The sequence below is a fragment of the Cellulophaga sp. L1A9 genome, from assembly GCF_009797025.1.
GTDB lineage: Bacteria > Bacteroidota > Bacteroidia > Flavobacteriales > Flavobacteriaceae > Cellulophaga.
In genome coordinates this window covers 1,827,647-1,851,171 of record NZ_CP047027.1, presented here as the reverse complement: position 1 = coordinate 1,851,171, position 23,525 = coordinate 1,827,647, and the positions used below count along the sequence as shown (strand labels likewise).

Here is a 23,525-nt window from a genome sequence, read left to right as displayed (position 1 = left end):
GTTAACGTTAAATATATGGCAAGTAGGTTTTATCTTTTTCTACTATAAACGCCGTATGTTTTTTATACCTTGTTGCCTTTCGTTTTTTTGTTTCCTGTTCAGGAGTTTTGATATATTTTTTAGAAAACGGATAAAAATAAGATAGTGCTCTGTTAGTTTTTCTAATATTATATTCTAAAATCCTTTTTCTTAGTATATTTAGCGTAAAGTCCCTGTGTGTTATTTTTGTTTTTCAAAATTTAACAAATTACTCAAAGTAATTCAATGGTTAATGTTCAATTTTAAACTTTTGCCTTTTGAAGAAATAATATCCTAAATAAATTGATATAATAACTAATTCAGTGGAAGATATTATTATCATTGATATTGTATTTCTAAAAAACCTCTCTCCCATAACTAAAGGAAAAAAAATAACGTGCATAAAAAACATTCCCCAAAAGAAAATTCTAAAAATTTTATGTGTTTTAAATCTAAATGTAAATACTATGCTAAGTATTATACTTATAAACATTAATAGAAACCCTGTATTTAAATCTGCTTGTTGAATTTTTATATATGAATTTGCTAATATGAATAATAAAACACCTGTAAAAATTATAAATAAAATTATTTCAATTATATAATTAAGGTCATTTTCTGATTTTTTTTTCATAGTTTATTTTTAATGAATGCCAACCTACGGGTATACGTAAGTATGTCTTTTTATTTTTTTGTGGGTGGAAAGTTGCAATCTCTTACAGATACTAAAGTAGTGTAAAAGAATTGACTATGGTACCGTTTTTCTTAGAAGCGGTATATTTTATCTGTAATTGGTTGTTTAATCGTTCTATTACACACTTTAGCACAATATAAGCGGGTATTTTCAATATTTTAATGATTTTATTCGCTAATGGTGAGAATGGTTTTGTTGGGTAAAAACCCATAGGGCTAAGCTTAGATTTAAGTGCTACAAGTATAGCGCTTGGGGTTTTTATTTTGCCTGCCTACCAGCGAGGCAGGTTTTATTTTTTGATTTGAACCCACATTAAGAGATTCGGCGACTTTGCAAATAGACAATGACCTTTTGATTAAAGACTAATCGCCCAATTTGCTATATATAGAGTTGTGGTGTCGTTCTTTTTATTTCCTCAAGATTCTTCACATCGATTTTCCCTTTTGTCGGTATCATATTTTTCCAAACCCAATTATAATGTTCTATCACTTTTTTAGCCGTTAAATGTGGTCTTTCTCCTGTTGTGTGTCCATCAGAAACGATAGTAATATTATAGTCTTTTGTCAAAGCAGACTGAATTGTAGACTCCACACAAAAATCCGTTGCACATCCTGTAATAAACAATTCGGTAACATTTAGTTCCGTCAATTTTGATTTAAGTTCTGAATTATAAAATACATCATTTACATATTTGTCTATCAGAATATCTGTGGGTTTAACATTTAGAGAGTCCAATAATTCCCATTCCATTGTGTTTTTTTCAAATTCTCCAGTCCCAGTTCCATCGTGCTGGATATAAATTACAGGTGATTCCGCTTTACGAAATAATTCAGCAAGTTCGTTCATCCGCTTGACAACTCCATCAACATCAAATCGAGGTGTTTTAGGTGTAAAAGAACCTTTTTGCATATCAATTATTAAAAGGGCTTTTTTGTTTTTCATTTATTCACAATGTTTTTTTCGAATGCACCACAACGTACGGATATACGCAAGAACGTTTTATCTTTTTAATTGCCAAATCCAACAGATTTGGGGGACTTAGTAACTAAGACTAAACCATTAAAATTACACTTTTTTGTCCTATTTGCTATGGGCATTGGTGGCAACTGGCTTTTCTCCGTTTAGCTTGTTCCCGTAAGTGTTCATAGCACTCCAAATCTCTTTGAATTGAGGTATAACCTTATCATCAAAATCCGAGTCCGTGTTTAATATTAAAATTCGCCCAAGTCCAGTATTAGGATTGAAAAACATTCCCGTAACAACTCCTGGGTCACCTCCACTATGTCCAATTGTTTCAAAATTGTCTCCCATGAACCCTTTTGAAAAATCTAAAAATATGCCAAAATTAGCTTCTGTACCTTCAGGCATTTGACTTTCAGAGAGTTGATTTTCAAACAGTTTTTTGTAGCTTTCTTTACTTAATAGTGTTCCTTTTCCAGCATATCCTTTTATAAATTCGGTTAGGAGTTTACTCAAATCACTACTTGATGTTAAGAGTCCACCGTCGGGATATGTTAGTATAGAATAATCTGCCAATACACTTTCATAGTTCGCATATAATTTTGAAATTTTTGTCGAATCTACAGCTCTAATTGACCATCCTGAATTGTTCATTTCGAGAGGTTTTAAAATATTCTCTTGCGTGAACTTGTCGTATGATGTATTTGTTGCAGATTGTATAACCAACGCACATAGTGTGGCACCAAGATTTGAATAACTGAATTTTTCACCGGGTTTTTCTTTTGAAAAGTTATCGGGAATATATAATTCACCATTGTCAGTCAATAAACTTTTAAGAAAGTCTGCTAATGGTATTTTAGAATCAGGGGGTTTCATATATCCAAAAACACTTACACTTTTAGAATGGTCCGTTTTCTTGAGAATGTATGTGTTTTCCCAAAAATTGTCCGAGTCCATTATGGTTGATGTATGAGTGGCCAAATGCCTAATTGTGATAGGAATGTTTGGATAAGTTGGGTTAACTATTTTGAATGGCAGATAATTGTTCACTGGGTCATCAAGATTTAATTTCCCCATTTCTTGGGCTTTGAATAATGAAATGCCAATTAATGTCTTTGAAATAGAAGCAATATTCTGAATTGTACTTTCTGTATATTCTTTTTGATTTCCAATTTCTGAATACCCAAAACCTTTGTTGTAAAGTATTCCGTCTTGATTAATTATCGCTGTTGAAAATCCGGCAATGTTCTTTCTATCTTTTAATATATTCAAATCGGATGTTAGCGAGTCCTTTAAAGACGAATAATCTTTTGGTTTCTCTGATATCGTATTGGTTTTTTGTTTGCAGGAAATGAGTAATGCAATTATTAGAAGCAGAGGTAGAAGGTTTTTCATTTATTTTATTTTTTTAAACTTGTTGCCGACGTTTACGTACAAGAATAGTTGCGGGTTTGTGTGCGCGAATTTTCCAAAGGTAAATCAGACGTAGCAAACGTGCAACGGCCTTTAAATTTAGACCAAACTAGCAATTTTTTATATAAGGTGCTACCTGCTGGCTTTATTTCATATATTCTTCCAAATATCCGCTGTCTTTTAAAAACCGGTCATAATCTTCAATATTTAAAATATGATTCACAGCTAATTTCTTGTCTTTTGATTTATTGAAATATGCCTTCACAATTTCGTAGCCTATCCAATATCCCAAATCATTGGGTCTATCATCTTTTTTACTAGTTCCATAAAGCCAATCCTGCATATCGTTTCCATTCATTTTTTCCACAAACTCATTGCATAACTCTTCATTGTGCTCATTTCCGTAGTTGTTTGCTTCTTTATTTCCCTTTTGCCCTGTGACTAGTTCTGCGATAAAATCTGCCGCCCCTTCAATGATAGACAGTTGCAGTAAATTTGTTTCTCCACCTTTGAGCCTTTTTTGTTGGAAATGTATGGATTCGTGAATTATCAATCCAGGAAGATGGTCTAAAGTTGTAAGTTTTTCGGCTCCAATTAGTAAACCGTCTTTGGATCTAGTTCCTGCACTATTAAAGCGCCCTATAACAAAATAAACTGGTGGATAAACAGCATCTGGATACCAATATTCCAATGCATAAAAGTATGGTTTAATCTTTCTTTCTTCTTCTTTAATTTTTACAGCAATACCTCTGATTTTTTCATAATCTTGTCTGCGTTTATTTACCATATTTAGTAAAGAGTCTGCGCTAATTATTCTATAGGGAATAAAATCTTGAAGTCCAATTGTTCCGTTTTGGATATAAGTCTTGAAAGGGTTTTCATCTGAGCTTTCTATAGTATCAAAAGCTTTCCAAAAATTTTGAATATCTAAAGTCTCAAATATCGCTTCTTGTGGATCTTTTGGGAAATTTATCTCTTGTCCAACTACTTTTGTCAGACTTAATACTGTGAAAAGTAATATTACTGTTTTATACATTGCAATTGTGTTTTCAAGCTTGCTGGTAACGGTTTAGTTATGAACAGCACGGAAGCAAACTAGCGTTTACTTTCCGCCACTCACATAGCGAAATCTTTTTATTTTGCCTGCCTGCCGGCGAGGCGGGTTTTTTCTTAGTCAATTCCTAAATCATTTGTAATCGAATGTTTTAATTCAATTTCGCTTATGGGAATCCCCATATTTTCACTTATTATTCCCGAAATAATTCTTTCTATTTCATATTTGTCGGTAATACTTTGAATGTCAATTATAGCATCAAAGTTCAATGATATAGTCCAATCGATTAACTGTCTAATTGTTCCTTTCGATATGGGTAAAGTTCGTTTTATGGTTCTAATTCCCAAAATTTTGACATGAGAATCTAAATTTGGATTAAAATCAAGAGCAACTAATTCCGGTAATTTTAGCCCGAGTTCAGTTTCTATTTTTTTCCAATTTGTTTTTAGTTCCAACTGAGTGAATAATTCCGATATTTTAGTATCAGGTTGTATAATTACTTTCTCAAAATCTAACGTTTGGTATGCTTTTCTAATACGATAAAATATTAGTTGCTTTAGACACTTTTCGGTCGGATTTATTGAAATCCTTTTAAAAACAGAATCGGCGAAATCTTGAACAGTAAAAATTTTTTCGCATTCATCATCAGGAATTCTAATTCCAAATTTGTCTTCTACTGACACAACTAATTCGACTGAATCTAATCCCATTCTCGGTTTTGCTAAATGTTCATTAAGAGCATGAAACGTAGGGCAGGTGATAAGGACTATCGCTTCGGTTTATTGCTTAGTTAAATATAAATATTTGCTTTTATATTTTTTGTGCCGTATTAACTGCTTTTCTTCCTCAATGTTAGATTATATGCATCCAAAAAATATTGATGTTCATCACCTTCAAAATTTACATCTACTATAGCCCAATCATTTCCTAATTCCGTAAAATCAACTTTTCCATCTACAGCGTTTCCTTTTAATGTTGTGTATGACTTGTCAAAGTCTAAATTCAAATAGTTACATTTTAATAGAAACGTAAATTGTCCAAATTGAAATGCAAAAACCTCACCGCTATCTGAATTTATTAATAGGTTAGAAGTACTTAATGTCACTTTTGTTTTTTCAGGTAGTAATTTACCATATTCGTAAAAAAAAGTTTGACTGCCAGAATCAAATCCACTTCCAGCATCTTTTCCTGTTTTGAAATACATTTCTTTTTCAATGTTTAATTTCAATACATTCAAGACTCTTTTATTTTCTTTAAAATTGAATATTCTCTTTTTAATATCATTTTTATCTGAACATTTACATTCAAAAGGCTGATTCTTATTAAGCCAAATATCAAATTCATTTTTGTCTTTGATAACTTGATGTTTATTAAATTGCAAATCGGATATTTTTATTGGAAATCCTGTCATACATACTTTATCACAAACATTTTTTAATCTAGTTTGATGAGAATTCCAAAAAGTGCTTTTATCACCAAAATAGTCTTGGCCAAACAACTCTATAGTGTAGGAATCTTGAAATTCAATTTTGTGTTTAAATTCGAACATTTTTAGTAATTTCAGTTAACGTCTCGACTCGTATGTTTGATACGGGAATTAAAAGTAGTGAACTTTAGATTAAGCACTTAGCCAAAACTTTTAATTTTGCCTGCCTGCCTTCCGGTAGGAAGGTAAGCCCGAAGCCCATATTGTTTATAAGTGTTGTTAGCTTTAGTATTTATCGCATCAGTTTAGATGTTTTATATTCGTTTTTCTTTTCATAATATTCACTTTCGCTAATTAATTTATTGATGAGCAACCAATTTAATTGGTTCATAAATGTATCTTCAGGTATGTCCGTGTCAATTCTTGAATATTTTTCTTTTATTTTTTCTTTTGATATCTTTATCAGATTGTCCACAAATATTTCTACTTCTTTTTTTGAAGGGGAATCCAAGAAGAAATTTAAGTGGACATATCCACCGCTCAATGTTAATTTATTGTCCATTGGGGCTTTAAAACAAATTAAGCTAAGAACCATCATAAATAATCCACCCCAAATAAATCCATCTAAATCCTCGTTAGGATTCTCTGGAAAAAGAAATAAGTACAAGCAAAGTATTGTTATTAGGATGAAAAAACCGCCAATAATTTTTAATCCTTTTCTAGAATGCGTTTCTATTGTTTTTTGATGACCAATGGTTTCTATGTCAACAGTTCTCTCCTTTGAACTCAGTAAAAACTTTTCTTTAATCCGTAATTCGGTATCGTTAATTAGCTCAAATTCTTTTTTTTGAGAACCAATAGTTTGTGTTAATTTCATTGAAGTCAGCAAGGTTTTTTTAATATTAAAGCTAACGTACGGAGATACGTAAGTAACTATTTTTAATAAATGGGGAGCTTTGCAATCTCTTGCAGTTACTAAAGTAGAAAAAATAGTAATGGCTACACTATTGTTTCTTGGAGAAGCGGTATATTATCTGTATGATAGCTAGTGCTATAAGATCTGTTCTTTTACTCCAAAAGTCGGTAATGCATTTTTTTGTCATTTTCTACCCACAAGATTTCAATATATAATTTATTATTTTCTTTAATTCTACCAATGGTAAGTTTAGGTTTGACTTTAGAAGATTTACCTGAAACATCAGACCACCATTGATACCCATTCCATTCACTTTCGAATACATTGGTTGTATTTTTTACAGAAACTTCCTTTACATCCTTTAAGATATAGTCATTGATAAATACAGTTGTTGATTTTAAGTCTATTTTAATTAATGGGCAGTAACTATTCTCCATTGGTCTTATTATGAATAATGAATCTTTGGACTCAATTTTTAGTTTAATAGCACCTGCGGACTTGAATTCCAAGATTGGTTCGTCTTCCTTTTGATCCATATTAAATTTGGAATCCAGTATTTTCCCGTTTTCATCTACCAACAGAGGTTCTGCATATTGTCTTGGATTTTTCTGGTTGGTCATCATTTTAAATATATGGTCCCCAGTATTTAATTCGGTTTGAATAAAATTTATTACGTCACTTTTAGACGCTTGAGCAAATCCAATATGAATGTTGCATGCACATATTAAAAGCAGGGTAAATATTTTTTTCATAACTTAATAGTATAACGTTTACGTACAAGAATAGTTGCGGGTTTGTGTGCGAGGATTTTCCTAAGGAAAATTAGAAGCTAGAAACAAAGCAACTGCCATTGGTTGTCCTAAAAATAGCAATTTTTTATATAGGGTGTTGCCTTTAGTTTTTATTCCAATTGCTTACTTATTTCGCGCTTGTAAAATGAATCCCAAAAAGCTTTATCATAGTTAACCCTATTTAATGAATTTTCTTTTTTATTGTTATTTTCATAATATTCAATTTCTTCTACATTCTTTAACTCAAAGTCAAACAAATAGGAATCGCGTTCATAAACGTTATTTTTAGTTTTACCATGATTATACGTGTATTCCTCGTAGGACCTATTAAAATATCTTGTAGCATACAATTTGCCAGTATCTAAAATAGCTGTATAATCACAAATATTTTCTTCCTTAATGGTCATTTGAACAATATTTTTATAATTTTCATATCCTTTATAATATTTTTCAATCTCTACCTTGTTTAGTCTAGTTTCCCAGTTTTCAATCACTTTTACAATAGCAAAATTTTCTTTATCAATATAAACTCTTCCAGAATATTTTGTAGGATATCCTCGGTTCGTATAATTCCATTTATTCCTTGCTGTTTCGAATGCTATTATATATACTCCGTCGTCATTACTGTTATTGGACTTTACAAATTTTAGTTCAAATTTCTTATACTTTCGCTTATCTAGAATATTGGAGTAACGAATCGCATTTTGTCTATATGAGAAAAATTGAGATGATAATTTATACTTTTTAGGAGTACTATTTTTATTCCATTTAATTTGTTCTACTCTTTGTGATATAACAAAAGGAGATAAATAACCAGCATCATAGTCTTTAGTTATTAACTCTAAATCCAATTTGGTAGTGTCATTTTTATTTACTAAAACATTACCATACCTGTGAAAATTAAATGGTGCTGTGGGGTGATTTAGTTTCTTGTTTAAAACCGCTTTCTTCAATACGGTCTTCGGCAATAAATATCCAGTTATGACAACTTCAGATAATTCTTCAAACTTCGGTTTTAAATAACTTTTATCCTTTAATTCTTTTACGGTAATTGTATTTGAATCATAACCCATTGATGAAATAACAACCGATGAGTTTTGTAGCATTGTTTTTTTTACTGGTAATTCATAAAATCCATTTTCGTCTGCTACACGATAAATTTCTTCCTTTTTTAAAATTATGGTTGCAAATGGTATTGGTTCGTTGCTTTCCTTGTCTAGTACCTGACCTTTAAGTATAACATTTGCATCTACTTCAATTTGCGCAATACTTTTAGCTAATTCTGCTTGTTCATCAGAAACTATTAAGCTATCTGTTGTGGCTTGTCGTTTGGGTAGGGTTGCGTTTTGAAAAAAGATATAACCATCATGTAATTGATCTAACCGTGCTGTTGTGAAATCGATAAAATTTAATAATCTGGTTTCCTGTAAGGAATGCATTTTCTCTTGGTTTGAGCTTATAAATAGATACGGCTTACCTAAACCACTTAATTCACTTTCAAAAGAATTGCTTTTTATTGGGGTTAATGCCCATTTTTTTATTCTGGATTCAAATAGTGAATCATTTGCGTGTATGGTTGCTAAACTATATGACTTGTCTTTTAACGCTGTATGAATGTAGGAACCCATAGAAATAAAATCTTTTGCAATCGGTTTTGTTATGCTTGAATTATCATTTATAATATGGATGTTATCTGCCCAGCAAATAATTTTTTCATTCGGATTCCTTTTTATATAGCTCAACAAATTATCGGCCATTTGCTTATCTCGGATATTATGATCTTTGTTACCAAGATCTGTTGCCATAATTTGCTCTTTATTATAATATGCGTCTTGCGAACTGGCTAAAAGATTTTTTGTAAATTGTTTCCAATAGTAATTAGTTTGGTTGTCTTTTAACTTTTCTATTTGCGCTAGAATTCTAGTAAGCTCTTTTTCGTAATTTTCATATGTAATGTCATCTTCCTCAACAGTATAATTTTCTAAAATACCTTCTATTACAATACCTAAATCATCCTCATCTAATTTAAAAGGTATATGTTGACTTTCGCAATACTCATAAAAGTCTTCTATAAATTGAGAAGGACTAATTACTTGAGAATCAAAACCAATTACCTTTAAATTATTTTTATCGATGTAATTTACCAATCTCTGAAACTCAAGTGCACTAGACCAAACTCCATAAATAGCGTTATTAAATTCATCGGGATTAAATTCACTTTTATTCATTTTCCAAATGTCATACATAGAAGATTCCATCGCTATGGTGGTAAACCCTAGCTCTTGATGAAGATATTCTACTATTCTTGCTTTCATCTCAAAAATATTTCCATACATGTGCGTTTGTTCGCCTAGCATTATCAGTTGTTTTTCCTTTAATTCATCTTTTAGAAATGATAAATCTTTAAGTTCTGTTGATTCTGGCGGAAGAAGTTCTAGTGTCTTTAATTTTTGTGAAGAGCCGATTGTCAAAAAAAGACAAAAAATTAGAGTTAAAATGTTTTTCATTTGTAGGGTGCTATTAAAATTTTAATTAATTCTTAGATGCTTGGTTACATTATTGGTAACAATAAATGCTGGGCAGGTTAATCAGAGCATGAGTTATTTTTAGATTATTTAAAGTAATTCTGTTTTTATTAATTCAAACCTAAGTTCTTTACCATCTCTAAAGATTGTAATGAATAATGGGCCTGTTTGGTTATTAAAATCGTCATTAGCTAAATCACAATATTGATTTTCTGTAATGTTTGCATAATTGGTATCATTTATACGCAATATTTTATCCCCATTCTTTAAAAATTTAGATGCACTAGAAGTCTCAACAATTGCATTTACGCGAACGTTTTCTTCAAAAAGTGTTGAAAATCCATAGGTTTTAAAAACGTCATTACCTGCCTTGGTAATTTCTATCATTTTCATTTTTTTCTTTTTCCAGTTTAAGATTACTCTATAGTTTTGAAAGAACGCTAACCCTAAGTTATTGGCAGATCCATTACGTACCCGAGTAAATATATTATTGACAGTATGATTACCTATTTTTAATTCCTCGATAATTGTATGATGAAACGTTTGTGTTTCAGTAAGACCAAATCCGCCAGAAGCTTTTTGACTACCCTTTACATACTTTTTTATTAGATTAGCATCTAATTGCTCTTGAAAAATCTTTGTTCTCAATAGATTTGCTCCACCATTTCCAAAATCGACCGTATGATTTAGTACTTTCTCCCCATTAATTTCCAAGGTAACCGCAGGTACTCCTGCCGCTCCAATATAGAGTTTAGAATCTATAGTTTCAGTCGGAATATCTAATTGCTTTTCGCTATTTGCTATTGTTATTAACTGATTTTTAAAATCAAAATCCCAAACTGCTTTTCTCATTAAATTGGAACCAATTAGTCCGTCAATATCACTACAACGTACTGATTTCATATTACTATTGAGATCAACTATGGACGAAATAGTATTTTGAAAATCAATATTGCCTATTTTGATATTATCAATTTTCGTATACTTGGTTGTATTCTGGGTATTGTTAACATCGCTCATTTTTTCAGTACCTAGAACCTTACTATTGAGTTCTGCTGCTAATTCTGTGGTTATTAAGTTTGAATGACCTGTGTCTAAAATAAAATTATACGCTTTATTTTCAATTTCCACTTCTATAACAATCCAACCATTTACGTATGTAAAGGGTATGGTAGTTTTGAAATCTTCTTGTAGTACCTTCCCTTGCTTTAATACTTTGTCAATATTTGAACCTGCGCAGCTTGATAATAATAGTATGATTGCGATAAGGGGATAAATAATTTTTTTTAATTTCATAAGGAGTGTTTATTTATGTCTTGGTTTTTTAGTAATGGGCAGATATAGTTTTGTACCGCTAATTAGATAGACGTAAATTTTTTTGAGATGGTTGCCTGAAGGTTGAATTTTTTTTCGCTATGGTTTATAACGTATAGCGATACTTAAGTATGTACTATTTTTTTTATGGGAGGAGTGTTGCAAGCTTTCGTAGCTACTAGCGTAGAATACTAGGTGCTGGCTATGCAACTGTTTTTGGTAGAAGTAGGTATTTTATTATAGTAGTTTATTTAATTGTTGAACTACATACATTAAGACTCAACAATCGGGTATTTTCGGTATTAGAAGGGTTTTACATGCATTGATTAATAAGTATAGTAACGATTCAATAAGCTCACATGTAAGTACTTTAAAATTACCTTATCATTTACTAAGCTAAAAAAAATAACCGCCTTTTTAAGGCGGTTATTGTAGTCGTTATTTTGCGAATTATAGACTTGTGCATCGGTTACCATTGTTGTAGGTAGTTAATTTCACTCTAAATAATCACTAAAACTAAAACAACAATGACAACAAAAGCAATTGAAATATAGATATATTCTTTTTTTCTATCAGCTTTCAATTTTTTACGAATATCACTTTTTACTTTTTCCAATTCTTTTTCTGTCAATTCTGGAAAGTTATATTCTGGTTTTTCATCAGAATCTTTATAGTCTGAATTTCTAACAGCTCTCGATTGTCTCTTTTGGTCGCGTTCAATTTTTCTTGCTAAAGTCGCTTTAAATTGCGACAAACTTCCATGTGCCATTATTGTGAGCGTTTAGTTAAATATTTCATTTTTTTCTCAAGTTTTTCTTACAAAGAGATGAGTAGTTAATTTATCTTATCTTCAAGAAAGTTTAATATTTTTTAAAAATCATTCTTGTCCACTTCAGATTCGCTAATTACAAAAATATCTTCCTTAAATAATTTTGGAACTAACAATAAGTTGGCATTCTTAACTTTATATTTTTTGAAGTCTTTCCAAAAAAGCCAAGTACAAGAATAGTCATTTGAAAACCTCAGACAATTATTTGCAAGCTTAAAAATCCCAAATGATATTATTTCACCATTTTCCGTTAATTCCCGGGTCGCTCTTATGTGTCTATTTTTTATAATTTTCTTGTTTAGAATAAATATCCTAAATATTCCAACGGTAAAGAATAGAGTATTTAATTCACTTCCAAAATGGAGAATAATTATTCCTGCACTTAAAAATGACAATGTAAAAATTGCCGTGTTTTTAATTTTTTTATATTCAATTGAATAAATATATGGCAAACTCAGTTTCGTCTGCTCAATGAAAATTTTTTTCTCGAATGGTATTTTATATTTAAGCAGGAGATTCTCTTTTAATTACTTAGAACGTATGGATATACGTGAGTATATAGTTTTAATTTTTCATATGGCGGTGATTTGTAATCTCGCATAGCTACTAAAGTAGCATAAAAAGAATTGGTTGCGCTGCGGTTTTCTGTAGAAGTGCGAGTATTTTGCTTAGTATAGATTATTTAATCGTTGAAATACGCACTTTAGAGCTACATAATCAGGTATTTTAAATACTATAGTGGTTCTAAGAGATAATGACAAGAATGTGTGTTATAGCTAAGATCCCTTAGGAGGTAAGCTTAGGTTTAAGCGCCAAGAGTATAGTAACTGGAGTTTTTCTTTTGCCTGTCTGCCGGCGATGCAGGTTTTCTTTATTCTATTAAAGCTAAGTCTGAGATTTTGTGACCTTATAAAAACACAATAACCTTTCGGTTTTGCCCGAAGCTCGTATTGTTTATAGGTTTTAATACCTGCAGTTATTTTTTAGATTTAAGTGTTTTTTCGATGTGCCGTATTGCTTTCTCTTTACCAATATTAATTTGAGTAATATTTAATTCATCCAATGAGGTTTGAGAAATTCCGAGTTTCGTTTTTCCTATAGTCCTTATTGCATTTAAAATTACGGAAATAACAAAAGGGTCTGTTTCACTTAGTAGGGCTTTTTCAAATGCTCGATAAGCTTTAGTTTTTACGCTTTTTCTATTAAACCACATTTGCATAAAAGATGAAGCACTCCATGCTCTACATTTTTCATTTTTATCTTCAAGTAGATGTTTTTCTAAAATTTTAGTTTCAGCACTCTTTCCAATCCAACCTAAAACAATAATTGCTTTTTCACGAGTGTAACTATTTTGGTCTTCAGCTAATTTTTTTGCATACTCCAAAATTTTGGCTTTGTGCTTTTTGTTTATTTTACCTAACAAATAAATTATTTCGGAATGAAATTCTATATCTTGATTATTTATTAATTTTCCAATAAGAAAGTCTTCTGCTTCTATATGTTCATTAAATCTAGATTTTAAATCACGACTGAATTCGTTATTTAATCCGTTATCTATAATTAGAGAATAGTGAAATTCAATGAAAGGACTTCTCATAAGTTCCCAAACAAATTCAAGATGGTCTAATTCATTATTACGTTGAATTTTTTTTAACCAAATTTTATATTCCTCTAATGTTTTCATTACTAAATGCTAGTTTTTTTATTAGGATAGTAAGTTAGTTAACTTATTTCAGGACGATGCATTTTTCTAATTGCTGGAAATGTACAGCTATACGTAAGTATATAGTTTTAATTTTCATATGGGAGAGATTTGCAATCTCCCGTAGCTACTAAAATAAAAAGAATTGGCTACACTACAGTTTTTCGCAGAAGTAGGTATTTTATTATAGTAGTTTATTTAATTGTTGAACTACATACTTTAAAACCACCTAATCGTGTGTGTTCAATATTATAACTGTTTTGTTCTGAATTGCTCAAAGTCGGATGCACTACTACATAGTAATTAGTCTTTAATTTTCTATGCGAACAGTTTCAGAATCAAGTAATATGTCAGAATTAGGATCAACATATTTAGCCGTGGCGGATTGACGATCTAAATAAAAGATGCTTCTTTTATACGCTACACCATTGATATCTAAATTTGGATAGGCCTCCAAAATTTCATCGGGCAATTGATAACTAAAAGGGTAATGATCACCCCTATGAATTACAGCCCAATGTACTTCAGAATAGTCCACATCTTTAGTCCCGGAACTTGTTTGCCAATGATGGCTTTGCGTGTAAAATAAATTAGTTGAAGGGCCACTAAATTGAAAATTATGTATGGATTCATTTGTTACCTCTACATTCCATTCTTCAGGATATCCGATATAGATTCTTGTTGGGATTTCGCCATATTTTTTATAGCTATAGTTAAACTTATCCTTAGTATAGTTAAACGTTGTGATATACCGATCTAAAGTATTTAAATATCCTAGATTTAGAGTCCCAGAGGTTATTTTTTCATTGTCAAAAGGAAAAATCAAATTTAAAATATATCCATTTCCTTGGCTATATTCCTGCCCTTGATTATAGCCAAATACGGATGAGTAATATTCACCTCCTTCAGGAATATATACGGGTACCGTTTGGTCAAATGTTTTTAGTTGTGTATTGTCAAGAGTAACAATTTGGCCATCTGTTAAATCATCTAAAAACATATATTTCCCTTCGCCATTAGCGTCAAAAAGAGAAAGTAAATAACGATTATCATTAAAAAGAAGGACATTATCAAAAGATAGAGCGGTTTGTTGGTCTACTGTAGAGATACTCGCGCCTCCTGAAAGCGTGGGTCCAAAGGAATTGGATACATTATAGGAAGCCGGTGAAATTAAATTGTTTGCTTTGATCACTAGTGCTCCAGTTGGATTTTCTCTAGGTGTAAATTCCGGTGCGGTAGGACTGTCTAAGGTCCATTCTGTACCATTGTCAATAAGAGTATAGGTAGAAATATAGAGGCTAGTATTGCCGTTGTCTGTTGCTATGCTTAATAAACTAATATTGGAAGCAATAAAGAAATCGGATTTGAGTTTTTCAAAAGTGTAGGTGGTTCCATTTGTTAAACGCTGGTAATCCAAAACATTATTGTTATTGGGATCATGAAGTACAACCCAAGCTTCAGTGGTATCAGAAAATTTAGTTTCAGGAACGTTTAAGGTAAAGTAGGTCTCATTTTCTTGTGTTATAATTTCTTCCTCGATGGGTTCCTCTACTTCCGAAGATTTTTTTGAACAGGCAAATACGAGGAATAGCAAAGGAAGAAAAACAAAAACTAATTTTTTCATGGTATCAAAAGGTTGGTTAAAGGTATGGTTAGGAGCAGAAACGTAAGGCAGGTGATAAGCATTTTGTTTCAGTTTCTTATTTCCCTAAATATAAATATTTTGATTAGAAAAGCTGAAAAATTTAGAATTGCCAGGCTTGGTTAATAAGTATAGAAATTTCAGTTTGCTCATGCAATGTACTATGATTTAAACCTATTTTCGAAGCTTAGTTTTTGCGTCCACTTTTCAAAGGCATCTATAAATAGGTTCAATTCTTCTTCTGTTTGCTTATCCATTATTTTTCCATCTTTACTAACTTTTCCTTTCACTCCTTGAATGAGGAGCGTTGTTTGGTCTATAAATTTTGTTTGGATTGTCTCCATGATTAATTTAAGCTCTGCGTGCCCTTTTAAGCCACTTGCAGAAGCAGTGATAAGTCCAACAGGCTTATCTATGAAAACAGTTGTTGAAACGCACCATTCTATCATGTTTTTTAAACCACTAGGAATACTGAAGATATATTCTGGGGTACAAATAATAATTCCGTCTGCATGAGCAATTTTAGCCCGAAAGGCCACAATCTGTTCCGGTACATTTTCGTCGGTCAGTGCTGTATTAAAATGTGGTAATTGGGTTAAATCTTCTACTAGCTCCAGATTAAAATTTGCCTTTTCAGCATTTGCTATCCAGTTGAGGATTGATAGGTTGGCAGAACTTGGACTCGCACTTCCACAAATTCCGATTATGTTTTTCTTTTTAGTCATTCAAGTAGTCTTAAAATAGTTTGTTTAAAAGGTTTGTTTGCTAGTAATGCTATGAGCGGGCAATTGGGAGCAAACTTCAAGGGGCAAAACTCTTATAGTTATTAGAACCACTAAATTATACACTTATTCATCAACTTTTCTCAACACCAGCTTATTCCAATTTAAATACATGATTGCTGCGATTAATAAACATGCAACCGCAAAAACAGAATACCCAATACCGATGGTTTTATGAAAGCAAAAAGAAGTTATAAACAACAGAAAAAGGATGCGCAATAATCTAAAAGGAGATGCATATAAAACCTTAGACATCTTCGTAATTTCAAGATGAAATTGGCCTTTATTCATGTTTTTATTCCAGACAACAGTATGCCATAAGCAAGTACCAAACCAGCGCTGCATAATATAAATTTCCCTGATTTATAATTTCGGGAAATAATTGACCAATTAAAAAGGAAAATAAATACAGGCAAGAAAAAAGGATAATAGTCATAACTAGATTTTAAGTCTATTCCAAAACCATCAAACCTTAGGGGCGTGTTGAAGGTTAAAAATTTTGTAAAAACAAAAAGAACTAACATAAATACGAAAATGGAATTTGCATTTGCAATCCTATTTTTAAAGGTTGCTTTTCTATTTTCATAGGTTGGCTTACTCGTCCAAAAATACATGGTATAACAAAAACCAAGAGACGATGATGTCAAGGCTATTAAAAAATTAGTATAGCTATTTGCAGAAAATTGTGCCATTGAAGTGACATTGTTAGTTGTCAAATCCAACACTAAAAATAATCCCTTATCTAAAAGTCTAAACCAAAAATTTACCAAAAGGCCATATCCAATGCCTAGAGCGATACCTCCATAGCATCTAAAAGTTCCAATTTTATTAAGGGTAAGAACAGGTTTTATTTTTTTCAAAGCCTTTTGTTATAGTTAGAATGTGCGTTAGTCTTAGCGGGTTAGCCTCCTTGATTTATAAGATAAAAAGGTCTTTCAGTTCCATCATCGTGAGGCATTAATCCTTCAAAAAACACATTATCTTCATCTTCCATTTGCTCACAGATTTCATTATGAACTTTATAAAGAAATTCTTTTAAAGAAAACCCCTTACTATTAGTCGTCTTTACAACAAAGCTTTCTTCAAATTGGTCTTCCTCACCGTCTTCATCTTCTCCCCAAAACATATACCCAACCGTTATTTCTTTAGAGCGATTAAATATCCTATCAATGTCTATACTGCTATTTGGTTTTATACGGGTATTGTATTCAAGAAGTGCTTTAGAAAAGAGTTCTAGGCTATCAAATTTGTCGGTTCTAAAACTCCACAATACATCCGTTAATAAATCTTCAGGTTCAATTTTCATCGTTGTTGGATTATTTTTACGCCCTTGTTTTCGCAGTTCGGGCCTTATTAACGTAGGATCTATTTCATCTGTCAGTTGGATATATTTAGCTAAACTATCTTTTTGCATAAAATAGTTATAGGCACCGGCTAATTGCGCATAAATGGTTGCATTTTTAGGATTAATAGTCAAGGATTCTTGGTAACAACTGATTCCCTTTTCTAATGTTTCTACTTCTTTTGTTTTAAAAAATAGTTGACAATAACTTACGGCTCTCGATTCCCAAACTTTTGCGTTTTGGGAATTTAAATGGATAGACGCATCAAAAAAAGCGAGAGACTCCTCAAAGTGTCCACGTTGTCCTGTTAAATTTCCATAGCCCCAGTATATATCGGCATTGCTTTTATCTAATAACCAAGCCTGATTAAAACGTTTCATAGCTTCATCTCTCTGCTTAGCATCATATAAGTCCCAAGCCAAATCAATATGATGTACGGCAGCAACGGCTCTGCTTGGATAAATTTGGTCACATTCTTGTAGAAATTGAGCGTCGATACGCAGCTGTTCTGCGCATTTTTTAACGTTCCCATATTTAGGTAAGATATTGAGGTCTTCGGGACAATCTGTACCAGCGCAGCTATTAAAAAAGATGCTTACAAAAAGAAATAGGATAGGCTTCATGATGATTTTTAATTATGGATTTGGGTTAATTAGTATGGTTATAGTTTATGTCAACCGCTCCGGTATTTTATGGTTTCTTCAATTCAATTAACCTCAAGCTACGTTTTATTTTTTTAATGTAGAGTGGCTGTGCACTAATTTAAATTAAGCGCGTTAGTTTTCTGTAAATCTTTAATTACGGGTATAGGAAGCATACCCAAGACCTACTGACACCCGAGTGCTATCAATTGTTTCATTCGTTTATTGGGTGATGCCACGGTAAACAACATAGCATTGCTTCGTTTTTTTATAAACTTAGTCGTCCCGTCTGCCGCTATGCATTTTATGAGGTCTATTTTATTTTCTCCTATGCGTATGGTGTCTCCAATTTTATACCCATCATGATGGTCTGCAAAAATGGCTACATCGCCTTTTATGACACAAAAATTTACGCCTAAAGGGCTTGGTTTGCTATAGTTCCTAGTATTTAGGGTAATAAGGTATTTGTGAGTATCCGTTTGTTCTTCCACAGCACAAATTGTTCCGCTCACTTCTAACTCCAAATTTGTAAAATAGACTTTCGTTATGCTATCAGTATTTGAAATTGAGGTATTTATCGTTAGGTTTATTATGATGATCATAATTACCATAATGCCTAGCATTAAAAAAAATAGTTTTTTTGCGGCCATAAAGCTGTTTAATGTAGCTCGTATAAATGCTTACTATGCTTTTGTTGCTACAAATTAAAGATAAACTATTCAACTTTAAAAAAAAGTAGCCTAAGAGGCATGTCACTTAGGCGCCGAACTTGTGGGTAAATCGTATGCCTCCAAAATAGAAAAGTAAGATCCAATAAAAGAGTTGAAAAGACAAGGAAATAAAAAAGTGTTTCCATACTATTTGTGTCTTAGATAATAAAACAATACCAACGACTAAAGCCACTACTTCTAGAATACAAAATAGGGTGAATAATTCCGTTTCAAATTTCTTTGGGGTAAGTGGTGAGCAAACTGTTAATACTACAAACAGCAAGAACATAATAGCTGAAGGCAATAAAATAGTAACATCTAATTTGAATATGTACTTTAACAAGAACCCCATGATAACCAATGGTAAAGCAAAATAAGTGATTTCTAGAAGGCTTGTGTTCATTTTAGATCTATTTATAGGGGTTAAACTACTTTTTGTATGCCTGTTTTATGTAGTAGCCATAGCTTAGATTACCTACAAATTTCCATCTATTAATGTTTAAGTACTACCCCTTTTACAGGGAAATGGATAGTACATTTATTAGGGTATTAGTTTTCATATCGGTAATGACCAATAATTTTATAATCAAAAAGACAATCTTGTAACACTTGTCCTCTGCCAATATTATGAACGATTAAATTACGCTTTCCGTCTTTTGATTTTTTATCCACTACAATTCCGATATGAGTTAGTGAACCACTTAGATTCCAACAAACAATATCACCAGCTACATAGTCATCTGCTTTGTCCGAAATTGGCTTTTCGGCACCTTTTCTTTTAAAGTAGGTCATTAAATTAGGAACTCTACGGTGGTCAATATTTCTATCGGTGGTTTTTAATCCCCATAGTTTTGGATAAGCGCTAAAATTAGATTTCATATCTACATGAACTTCTTTCTGCAAATCTACTCCAACTTTTCTATACGCACGAATAATTACATCTGTACAAACTCCTTTATCACTTGGTACATCTCCATTTGGATAATCAATAGAGAAGTAACTTGGGTCATACGTTACCTCTTGTTTTGTTAATTCAATAGCAGCCTCAGATAGCTCAATTTTCTTAATTAATGCTTGAGATAAACAAAGATTGAAACTAAAAAATAATAGGACTAGAAATATTTTTTTCATAGAGGAGCTAAGGTTTCAGCTAAATATAGTGCCAGAGGTAAGGAAATTTTTTGGTTACGTCTTTGTGCGCAGCTGAAGCTTGTTTCCTGTTTACAGCTTAGTTTCTTTTTTCTTGTTTAAAGCTAAATCTAGTAGCTGTAACGTCATCATAGAAGTACATAGCCCTTTAAATTTAGTAAAAAGTTTTTAGTTTTAGCGCTCCTATTTTAGTTTCATCTTTTTGTTTTCTGAATTCAGTTCATAATTTTCATTTAAAGTAACCTTTGAAAAGGCAATACTATCTGCGCTAATCCAAGAAGCTTTTTGAATACCCCAACCTTCTAACGTTACCGTTTTTAGAGTATTAAAACCTAATGAATCTACTGTTATTAATTGATACCCATTGTCATCATAACCAATTTCTAGGTCAACATTTGAGGTAAAGATGTACTTGCCATTATTAGAAAACATTGGTTGTCCGTATGAAAAAATGGTGTCTCCTGTATTTAAGTCGGCTAAAATATGATAGGAGTATTCGTATGCCGTAGCTTGTAATTCAACAATATTATAGTTGGGGTAAACATGCGCAACAGAAAAACTTGAAGCCCCGTAATTTTCTTTAAGCTCATCATAATACTCATTCACTAATAAAATGATAGTATCTCTGGCAGTTAATCTTAGCGTATCATTTTTTCTATTTAAAAAACTATATGGAGCTAGATCTATTTCATCAATTTTCCAATCAGAAAAGTCGGTATCATAATTCACAGTTGCTTTTTCGTTCTCTAAAATTATTGGAGCTATTTTACTACCTATTTTGTTTTCAGTTAAAGTATCTATAGGAGTTTTATTTTTTTCTTGTGTGCTTTTTTGGTGGTCTTTGCACCCTATCAAAAAAAGCATAAAAAATGTAAGTAGACTGGTTTTCATTTGATGGCTTTAGGGTTCTTAAATTAGTATGCTGTTATTTTTTAGCGTTTGACAAAAAGAACAAAAATAGCAACGTAAGAATATTTTAGCACATTAATTATTCCTTTAGAGGCTAGGGTCTATCTATTTCATAAAGGAAAGTGCTGTTTTTTGCCTCAGTTCTTTAAAACTATTGGTTATTAATCCGTTGTTGTTTTAACGGGTACTAAAAATGTATGAGTAAAATCCTTTCCGTTTTCAATGCGCTCAACTACTTTAATTTCTAAATTTCCTTCTACAAGAGATTTCTTAATTGGTGTTATTGTAAATCGGAAATCACCTTTGTGGGCACTATTTGCCATAATTCCGGGTCCAATAATCATAAATTTTTGGTCATCAATATTTTCAGTATTAAAATTTGCTCCTGTCGGTTTTCCAACAATTAAAAATTCCGCACCGTTTTCTAAAACCATCTCTACTTTTTTGTTAGCGTTTGAGTCATACAAGAGTTTTCCATTTTCATGAAATTCTTTCCATAAACCTTCTTTTTTACCTTGAATATTTTGTCCTTCTTCTTTTATTTGTCCATTTCCATAATAATCTTTTTTAGGTGTTTGAGCGCATGTTGAGAATACAGTACATAAGAGTAATGGGTAAAGTTTTGTGGTAAACTTTTTTAGCATATTAATTTTGTTTTTTAATATATATAGTACGTTAATTTATTTTTTGCAATTGGCTTAACATACTGATATCAGTATGTCAAAGTTAATTAATTCGTGGCCTTTTTATTCGTAGCACCTTTATTCTCAATTAGTGTCCAAAATACACAATTATAGCGCTTGTTTTACGCAATAATTGCAGGGCAACTAGTGAGGAGCATCAATTTATGCCGTTTACTATGTATTATTGAATTAGAATTTCATCGTCTTTAAAAATAATATACCAAGAATATGAGGAGGTCACATAAGCTTCATTATCACTACTATAGGAGGGTTCAACGTTGGTAAGCGAAGCGATAACCGTTTTACATATTTCGGGTAGTTCAGGGTTGGTACTTTTGGTTCTGAATAATGATGGGACGCCCTCTTGGTTTACCCGAACACCAATAATAAGAGTGTCTGCTACTAAGGCTACCCCTTTTTGTTTAGCGAGTGCCAACACTTTATTATTTATGGTAGTTAAAAAGCAGTCTTCTGTGGGCGTGTTTATACATCCAGGCAGTAAGGGTATTGTAGTGGTGTTGCTAAATTTTGGTGTTTTTGAAGCTTGATTTTTCACTTCCTTACGGCCAATAAGGCTGCTCTTCGGCATGGTGTTGTGCTCTGATACTAGTTGGTAGGTGACATGAACTTTATGGTTGGGGTAGGTGTTTGTTTCTGGTTGTAGAGTGTTAGACATTTGCAAGACTAGTGTGGTGTTTACACGCTCTTCTGTCCAGTAGATTGCTTTGTAATAGTCATCAGCATCATTAATAGTGGTTTGAGCGTCAAATGTGCCATGCTCCGCTTTCTTTGTATTGGTGGCACTTGTTATTTCCGCTACGTTTAAAAAATGAGCTGCAAGCGCTTTCCGGAATGCTAGGCTTTTCTTTTGATGCGTATCGTCTGTATCCAATTCATACCTGATTTCTGCAACCACCGAGTCTTTTTTTGCATATACATAACGTACAATGAGATCTAAATCTGGGACCGTGTTGTCTTTTCTGATAAATGAGATGATATCATAATCTTCCGAAAGCGCATAGACGCTAGGGTCTATAATTTCTCCGCCAGTATACTGTTCTTCAATGGTTCTAAAATGTGATAAGCTATACCCGTTACGGTCTATATCTATTCGTCGCGCACACGATTGTATCACCAATAAGAGCAATAGAATAAGGAGTAGGCTATTTTTTTTCATAAAAAGGGAGTGTTCTAAAGGTTTTCTTCTAGGCTATGATATATAAAAGTACGCTTATCTATAACTATAGAAACACCTTCATCTTATATTTTACGCATGCAATGTAATGAATATAGTATACATGAGCTTGTTGTCACTACCGCTGTAATTGTAGCTGTAGTTCTCGTTTGATGTGCTTGGTATTTTCATGTACGCTTATTAAAATATTCATGAACCCTTGTTGAAATCGTGATGTCACTTCGAGTGAATTATTTTGGAGCCTTAGCGAAAAAGTAATTAGTATCGAGAAGTCTTTGTGTGTTCAAAGGTTCTCGATACAACGCTTATTTCGTTAGCACTACACAAGCGCCACTCGAACTGACAATTTCATTTTCTGATAACCCCGATGTTTTCATGTACGCTTATTAAAATATTCATGAACCCTTGTTGAAATCATGATGTCACTTCGAGTGAATTATTTTGGAGCCTTAGCGAAAAAGTAATTAGTATCGAGAAGCCTTTGTATGTCCACGGGTTCTCGATACAACGCTTATTTCGTTAGCACTACACAAGCGCCACTCGAACTGACAATTTCATTTTCTGATAACCCCGATGTTTTCATGAACGGTTGTTGAATTTTCAAGGACAGTTGTTGAAATCATGATGTCACTTCGAGTGAATTATTTTGGAGCTTTTGCGAAAAAGTAATTAGTATCGAGAAGTCTTTTTGTGTCCATGGGTTCTCAATACAACGCTTATTTCGTTAGCACTACACAAGCGCCACTCGAACTGACAGTTTCGTTTTTGGATAACCCCGATGTTTTCATGAACCGTTGTTATATTTTCAAGGACAGTTGTTGAAATCGTG

General features: G+C 32.2%; 24 protein-coding genes. All 24 read right to left on the bottom strand.

The features are described 5' to 3' along the window. Positions 1–268: 268 nt before the first annotated feature. The 24 genes from GQR94_RS07955 to GQR94_RS07840 all read right to left on the bottom strand — a co-directional run bounded on the left by GQR94_RS07955 (position 269) and on the right by GQR94_RS07840 (position 22,678). Positions 269–652: a hypothetical protein gene (locus GQR94_RS07955; RefSeq protein WP_158974988.1), complete on the bottom strand. Its 384-nt coding sequence runs from the start codon at positions 650–652 to the stop codon at positions 269–271. A 438-nt stretch (positions 653–1,090) separates the two neighbouring features. Further along, positions 1,091–1,654 carry a cysteine hydrolase family protein gene (locus tag GQR94_RS07950; RefSeq protein ID WP_158974987.1) on the bottom strand — a complete coding sequence of 188 codons (564 nt, stop codon included), beginning with the start codon at positions 1,652–1,654 and terminating at the stop codon, positions 1,091–1,093. A gap of 138 nt (positions 1,655–1,792) precedes the next feature. Continuing rightward, entirely contained in the window at positions 1,793–3,067 is a 1,275-nt protein-coding gene (locus GQR94_RS07945; RefSeq protein ID WP_158974986.1) for a serine hydrolase, read from the bottom strand. Positions 3,068–3,230: 163 nt separating this feature from the next. After that, on the bottom strand, positions 3,231–4,121 hold the full coding sequence (locus tag GQR94_RS07940) for a DUF2268 domain-containing putative Zn-dependent protease (protein WP_158974985.1): 891 nt from the start codon (positions 4,119–4,121) through the stop codon (positions 3,231–3,233). 134 nt (positions 4,122–4,255) lie between these two features. Continuing rightward, positions 4,256–4,849 (bottom strand): phosphopantetheine-binding protein, encoded by a 594-nt coding sequence (locus GQR94_RS22930; RefSeq protein WP_158974984.1) that lies wholly within the window; start codon positions 4,847–4,849, stop codon positions 4,256–4,258. Positions 4,850–4,968: 119 nt separating this feature from the next. After that, positions 4,969–5,688 (bottom strand): hypothetical protein, encoded by a 720-nt coding sequence (locus tag GQR94_RS07930; protein WP_158974983.1) that lies wholly within the window; start codon positions 5,686–5,688, stop codon positions 4,969–4,971. Positions 5,689–5,857: 169 nt separating this feature from the next. After that, on the bottom strand, positions 5,858–6,442 hold the full coding sequence (locus tag GQR94_RS07925; protein WP_158974982.1) for a hypothetical protein: 585 nt from the start codon (positions 6,440–6,442) through the stop codon (positions 5,858–5,860). Positions 6,443–6,633: 191 nt separating this feature from the next. Beyond that, a complete protein-coding gene (locus GQR94_RS07920; RefSeq protein ID WP_158974981.1) occupies positions 6,634–7,233 on the bottom strand; it encodes a hypothetical protein in 600 nt (199 codons plus the stop codon). Positions 7,234–7,382: 149 nt separating this feature from the next. Beyond that, positions 7,383–9,779, bottom strand: coding sequence for an erythromycin esterase family protein (locus tag GQR94_RS07915; protein WP_158974980.1), 2,397 nt, complete (start codon positions 9,777–9,779; stop codon positions 7,383–7,385). A gap of 108 nt (positions 9,780–9,887) precedes the next feature. Then, a complete protein-coding gene (locus GQR94_RS07910; RefSeq protein ID WP_158974979.1) occupies positions 9,888–11,093 on the bottom strand; it encodes a retropepsin-like aspartic protease in 1,206 nt (401 codons plus the stop codon). 517 nt (positions 11,094–11,610) lie between these two features. Further along, complete coding sequence (locus tag GQR94_RS07905) at positions 11,611–11,880, bottom strand: hypothetical protein (RefSeq protein ID WP_158974978.1); 270 nt, start codon at positions 11,878–11,880, stop codon at positions 11,611–11,613. Between the two features lie 101 nt (positions 11,881–11,981). After that, positions 11,982–12,392, bottom strand: coding sequence for a hypothetical protein (locus tag GQR94_RS07900; RefSeq protein ID WP_158974977.1), 411 nt, complete (start codon positions 12,390–12,392; stop codon positions 11,982–11,984). 524 nt (positions 12,393–12,916) lie between these two features. After that, a complete protein-coding gene (locus GQR94_RS07895) occupies positions 12,917–13,624 on the bottom strand; it encodes a HEAT repeat domain-containing protein (RefSeq protein ID WP_158974976.1) in 708 nt (235 codons plus the stop codon). A 328-nt stretch (positions 13,625–13,952) separates the two neighbouring features. Then, positions 13,953–15,266, bottom strand: a complete 1,314-nt coding sequence (locus GQR94_RS07890; RefSeq protein ID WP_158974975.1) for a hypothetical protein — start codon at positions 15,264–15,266, stop codon at positions 13,953–13,955. 179 nt (positions 15,267–15,445) lie between these two features. Next, a complete protein-coding gene (locus tag GQR94_RS07885; RefSeq protein ID WP_158974974.1) occupies positions 15,446–16,009 on the bottom strand; it encodes an NADPH-dependent FMN reductase in 564 nt (187 codons plus the stop codon). A 123-nt stretch (positions 16,010–16,132) separates the two neighbouring features. Then, on the bottom strand, positions 16,133–16,357 hold the full coding sequence (locus GQR94_RS07880; protein ID WP_158974973.1) for a hypothetical protein: 225 nt from the start codon (positions 16,355–16,357) through the stop codon (positions 16,133–16,135). Next, positions 16,354–16,926: a hypothetical protein gene (locus GQR94_RS07875; RefSeq protein WP_158974972.1), complete on the bottom strand. Its 573-nt coding sequence runs from the start codon at positions 16,924–16,926 to the stop codon at positions 16,354–16,356. The genes GQR94_RS07880 and GQR94_RS07875 overlap by 4 nt, the downstream gene beginning before the upstream one ends. A 41-nt stretch (positions 16,927–16,967) precedes the next feature. Then, on the bottom strand, positions 16,968–18,032 hold the full coding sequence (locus GQR94_RS22445) for a tetratricopeptide repeat protein (protein ID WP_199271549.1): 1,065 nt from the start codon (positions 18,030–18,032) through the stop codon (positions 16,968–16,970). A 203-nt stretch (positions 18,033–18,235) separates the two neighbouring features. Continuing rightward, positions 18,236–18,700 carry a hypothetical protein gene (locus GQR94_RS07865; protein WP_158974971.1) on the bottom strand — a complete coding sequence of 155 codons (465 nt, stop codon included), beginning with the start codon at positions 18,698–18,700 and terminating at the stop codon, positions 18,236–18,238. 106 nt (positions 18,701–18,806) lie between these two features. Beyond that, positions 18,807–19,163, bottom strand: a complete 357-nt coding sequence (locus GQR94_RS07860; RefSeq protein ID WP_158974970.1) for a hypothetical protein — start codon at positions 19,161–19,163, stop codon at positions 18,807–18,809. Between the two features lie 146 nt (positions 19,164–19,309). Continuing rightward, positions 19,310–19,891, bottom strand: a complete 582-nt coding sequence (locus tag GQR94_RS07855) for a DUF1287 domain-containing protein (RefSeq protein WP_158974969.1) — start codon at positions 19,889–19,891, stop codon at positions 19,310–19,312. A 201-nt stretch (positions 19,892–20,092) separates the two neighbouring features. Then, a complete protein-coding gene (locus GQR94_RS07850; RefSeq protein WP_158974968.1) occupies positions 20,093–20,800 on the bottom strand; it encodes a hypothetical protein in 708 nt (235 codons plus the stop codon). 179 nt (positions 20,801–20,979) lie between these two features. Then, entirely contained in the window at positions 20,980–21,462 is a 483-nt protein-coding gene (locus GQR94_RS07845; protein WP_158974967.1) for a hypothetical protein, read from the bottom strand. 220 nt (positions 21,463–21,682) lie between these two features. Then, positions 21,683–22,678 (bottom strand): hypothetical protein, encoded by a 996-nt coding sequence (locus GQR94_RS07840; RefSeq protein WP_158974966.1) that lies wholly within the window; start codon positions 22,676–22,678, stop codon positions 21,683–21,685. Positions 22,679–23,525: the final 847 nt, after the last annotated feature.